The organism is Streptomyces sp. NPDC059900, assembly GCF_050270335.1.
In the GTDB taxonomy this organism is placed as follows: domain Bacteria; phylum Actinomycetota; class Actinomycetes; order Streptomycetales; family Streptomycetaceae; genus Streptomyces.
Genome location: NZ_JBNNJZ010000754.1, coordinates 1 through 3,326, shown reverse-complemented (window position 1 = coordinate 3,326; position 3,326 = coordinate 1). Strand labels below are relative to the sequence as shown.

At 73.6% G+C, this 3,326-nt stretch carries 3 protein-coding genes; 2 read left to right on the top strand and 1 reads right to left on the bottom strand.

Annotation, left to right across the window (positions count from 1 at the left end; genetic code table 11):
* Window positions 1-475: class I SAM-dependent methyltransferase (locus ACQKIP_RS43360; RefSeq protein ID WP_427745537.1), on the bottom strand; the 475-nt coding region annotated here is incomplete at its 3' end.
* Between the two features lie 151 nt (window positions 476-626).
* Here ACQKIP_RS43360 and ACQKIP_RS43355 point away from each other — a divergent pair.
* Complete coding sequence (locus ACQKIP_RS43355) at window positions 627-1,400, top strand: MHYT domain-containing protein (protein ID WP_365854491.1); 774 nt, start codon at window positions 627-629, stop codon at window positions 1,398-1,400.
* Window positions 1,401-1,465: 65 nt separating this feature from the next.
* Window positions 1,466-3,326 (top strand): nitrate- and nitrite sensing domain-containing protein (locus ACQKIP_RS43350; protein WP_427745535.1); only part of this gene is annotated, 1,861 nt, incomplete at its 3' end.

The following is a 3,326-nucleotide window of genomic DNA, read 5'->3' as shown; positions in this document are numbered from 1 at the left end:
TCTGGCGGCCCTGCCGTGCCGCCAGGGCCGCCCGGCCGATGGGGTGGAAGAGGGCGAGGGTTCCTTCGGGGCGCACCACGCGCCGCAACTCCCGCAGGTTCGCGGCCGGGTCGGGCAGGTGGGAGATCAGGCCGGCGCCGAAAACGGCATCGAGCGTCCCGTCGCGCAACGGGAGCCGGGTCACGTCCCCGAGCAGGAGCCGGCCCGCACGGTCCCTGCCCGCCCGTGTGGCGGCCTCCAGCATGGCAGGAGTCAGGTCGATCCCCAGGACGGTTCCCCCGGGCCCTACGACCTCCCTGAGCGCGGGCAGCGCCCGGCCGGTGCCGCACCCGGCGTCGAGGACGCGGCCGCCGGGCCGCAGACCGAGTTCGCACGCGGCGGCGCGATAGGCGGGACCGTCGTCGGGGAACCGGTTGTCCCAGTCGGCTGCTCGGGCGGAGAAGAAGTCGCGGACACGCGTGTGGTCATCGCTCATGTGGTCATGATTGCTTAACGACACGCATGCGCGTCGGGGGCACACGTTCGAGCGTGATGCGGTCGTTCAGGTTCGCGTCTGCGTCATATTGCAACACCTTTCGAACTGCGCCCCCGTTGTGCGCCCCTGCCCGGACTAGCGTCCCGGAGCCATGGGACACCTGGACCACGCCGCCTTCGGCTGGCTGACCCCCGTGCTGTCGTACGTGATGGCCTGTATCGGCGCCGCTCTCGGGCTGCGCTGCACCGTCCGTGCGCTGGGCGCGTCGGGCACGTCACGCCGCAACTGGCTCATCACCGCGGCCTCCGCCATCGGCACGGGCATCTGGACGATGCACTTCGTGGCCATGCTCGGCTTCGGCGTCACCGGCACCGAGATCCGCTACGACGTGCCGCTGACGATCCTGAGCCTGATCGTCGCGGTGGCCGTCGTCGGGATCGGCGTCTTCGCCGTCGGCTACGGCCGTGACCGCGGGCGTGCGCTCGCGGTCGGCGGGCTGACCACCGGGCTCGGCGTGGCGAGCATGCACTACCTGGGCATGGCCGCGCTGCGGCTGCACGGCGACGTGCGCTACGACCCGGTCCTCGTCGGCCTCTCCGTGGCCATCGCCGTCCTCGCCGCGACCGCGGCCCTGTGGGCGGCGCTCAACATCAGCTCACCGCTCGCGGTCGCCGTCGCCTCCCTGGTCATGGGCGGGGCCGTGAGCAGCATGCACTACACCGGGATGCTGGCCGTGAGCGTGCGGATCACCGAGTCGGGCGCGGCGCTGCCCGGAGCCACGACCATGCAGTTCATCTTCCCCCTTGCGGTCGGTCTCGGCTCCTACCTCTTCCTCACCTCGGCCTTCGTCGCGCTGTCCCCGACCTCGGGGGAGCGTGCCGCCTCCGTGGCGGCCCAGCAGCCGGCGGGCGGCGCCGCCGGCTAGCGGCCACCCGGACCGGCCGCGCCCGGCCCGACACCCGCCCCGAATTCTCACCGAGCGAGGAGGCCATGCGTACACCCCGTAGAACCCCCGACCCGGCTGACGGCACCGCGCCGGCCACGCCCGGGGCCCCGGCACGCGGCCGCCGCGCACATGCGGGAGCGCCCGCCGACGAACGGCCCGACGCCGAAGCCCCCTCGCACCCCGGGCCGCCGGCCGCCTCCGCGCGCGGACGATCGTGGTGGCCGCGGCCCCGCACCGTCCGAGCCAAGATCGTCTGCCTGCTGATGGTGCCGGTCGTCTCCCTGCTCGCCCTGTGGGGATACGCCACCGTCACCACCGCACAAGACGTGGCGCAGCTGCGGCAGTTGCAACACGCCGACGCCCGGGTGCGCGGGCCCCTCGGCACGGCCGTCGCCGCACTGCAGGCCGAGCGGGCGGCCGCCGTGCGCTACGCGACCGAGCCCGCGTCCGACCGTGGCAGCGAGCTCAAGAGGCAGGCGCAGAGCGCCGACCGGGCGGTGGACAAGCTGCGTCGCGGCCAGGGCCGCACGGTCGCCGACGGCGCCGGCCTGCCCACCGTCGTGGCCTCCAGGCTCGCAGCCTTCGTCTTGGCGGCCGAGGGCCTGGACGCGGTGCGCGCCGACGTGCTCGATGGCCGTACGGGCTGGGATGCCGCCTACGGCCAGTACACGAAGGCCATTGCGGCCGCCTTCGGAGTCGGCGGCGCGCTCACCGGCATCCAGGAGGCCGAACTCGGCTCCGACGCGCGCGTGCTGCTCGAATTCTCCAGGGCTTCCGAGATGCTGGCGCGCGAGGACGTCCTCCTGTCCAGCGCCCGTATCGAAGGCTCCCTGGACGGAGAGCGGCTGCGGCAGTTCACCGGGGCCGTCGACACCCGCCGGACCCTGACCGACGCGGCGGTGCCCGATCTGCGCGGGCCCGAACGCGCAGCCTGGCAGGACCTCGTGCAAGGGAGCGCGTACGCCGACGTGCGCGCCGTCGAGGACAAGGTGCTCGTCGCACCGCCGGGCAAGTCCGCCGCCGCCGCGGCACCGGCCGCCGCGTGGGACAGCGCCCATGCCGCAGTGCGCGACGATCTCCGCGCGATCGACGCGGGAGCGGCCCGCAGCGCCGCGGACCGGGCCGACCCGTTCACCCGCGGCCTGCTCACCCCCGCAGGCGCCGCGGTACTCCTGGGCCTCCTGGCCGTTGCCGCCTCGCTGGTCATCTCCGTACGCATCGGACGCGGCCTGGTCGTCGAACTGGTCAGCCTGCGCAACGGAGCCCTGGAGATCGCCCGCCACAAACTCCCGCACGCCATGCGCAGACTGCGCTCCGGCGAGGAGATCGACATTCACGCCGAAGCGCCGCCCGGCCCGCCGGCCGAGGACGAGACCGGGCAGGTCTCCGAAGCGCTGGGCACGGTGCACAGGGCGGCCCTGCACGCCGCCATCGAGCGCGCCGAACTCGCCAGCGGCATCTCGGGCGTCTTCGTCAACCTCGCCCGCAGGAGCCAGGTCCTCGTCCACCGGCAGCTCAGCCTCCTGGACAGCATGGAGCGCAGGTCGGACGACCCGAACGAACTCAGCGACCTCTTCCGTCTCGACCACCTCACCACCCGGATGAGGCGGCACGCGGAGAGCCTGATCATCCTCTCCGGAGCCGCGCCGGGACGCGCCTGGCGCATGCCCGTCTCCCTGACCAACGTCGTCCGTGCGGCCGTCTCCGAGGTCGAGGACTACGCGCGCGTGGAGGTACGACAACTCCCCGCCGCCGCGGTCGTCGGCACCGCCGTCGCCGACCTCATCCACCTCCTGGCCGAACTCGTCGAGAACGCCGCCCAGTTCTCGCCGCCCCACACCAAGGTGCGGGTCAGCGGAGAACCCGTCGGCAACGGCTACGCCCTGGAGATCGAGGACCGCGGCC

Coding starts and splice junctions, on each gene's coding strand:
- ACQKIP_RS43355 (WP_365854491.1), top strand. CDS start 627: ATGGGACACCTGGACCACGCCGCCTTCGGCTGGCTGACCCCCGTGCTG.